At 70.7% G+C, this 1,113-nt stretch carries 1 protein-coding gene; it reads right to left on the bottom strand.

Going from position 1 to position 1,113, the window contains the following annotated elements; translation table 11 throughout:
• On the bottom strand, nt 1-994 hold a 994-nt coding region (locus ACI8AF_RS27500; RefSeq protein WP_456542965.1), incomplete at its 3' end, for an IS481 family transposase.
• Nucleotides 995-1,113 lie beyond the last annotated feature (119 nt).

Raw genomic sequence — 1,113 nt, 5'->3', positions numbered from 1 at the left:
TGTACTGCTCGGAGACGTTGGTGCACCGGCTGATGGGCGGGAGGTTGCCCAGGGCGGTGTGGGGCCGGTGGTGGTTGTAGTGGTGCAGCCAGCCTGACAGGGCCGCTCGCCGGTTGGTCTCGGTCGTGTAGAGGCGCTTGTAGGCCCACTCCTCGAGCAGGGTGCGGTTGAGCCGTTCGACCTTGCCGTTGGTCTGCGGTCGGCGAACTCGGGTGCGGGAGTGCCGGATGCCCAGCTGCGCGTGGGCCTCGCGCCAGGCGTGGCTGCGGTAGGCGCTGCCGTTGTCGGTGAGCACGCGCTCGACGGTGATGCCGTGGCCGGCGAAGAACGCCCGCGCCCGGGCCCAGAAGGCCAGCGCGGTGGCGGCGGTCTCGTCGTCGAGGGCCTCGCAGTAGGCCAGCCGGCTGAAGCCGTCGACGGCGGAGTGGACGTAGCAGTAGCCGAGGTTGGGTCGGCCATGCATCTTGCGGGGCCGGGTCGGATCGCGGTGGGCCTGGCGATTGCGGACGCCGGCAGCCTTGCCGTGGATGCGCCAGCCGCCGCCGTCGGGGATGTTGCCCAGCTTCTTCACATCAACGTGCACCAGCTCGCCGGGCCGGGACATCTCGTAGCGGCGGATCGGCTCGCCGGTGACCCGATCGACGTGCCAGAGCCGATTGATCCCGCAGGCGACCAGGATCCGGTGCACCGTCGACGGGGCCAGCCTGACCCGGGCGGCGATCGCCACCGGCCCGAGCCGCTTCTTCCAGCGCAGATGCACGATCCGCCGGACCATCGGCTGCGGGGTGCGCCGCGGCGAACGGTGCGGCCGGCTGGAGCGGTCGACCATGCCGGCCGGCCCGAGCTCCCGGTAGCGCTGCGACCACTTGGTGGCCGTGGTGCGGGCGACCTGGAACCGCTCCGCGGCCCGCGCGACCGGCCAACCGTGATCGACGATGCAACGGGCTAGTCGAAGCCGGCCGGTCTCGGTCAGCGGCGCATTACGGTGAACCACGAGGGACCTCCTGGGTCTGGCTGGGTGCTTGGCGGCTCCCAAACCAAACCCGGAGGTCCCTCCCTACATCAAGATCCGAATCCGTCGGACACGGTGCACCAACCTGCCCGATCAGTACA

This window comes from Blastococcus sp. SYSU D00669 (assembly GCF_054050715.1).
Note: the sequence above shows the minus strand (reverse complement) of the source record. Positions and strands in the feature narration are given on the sequence as shown.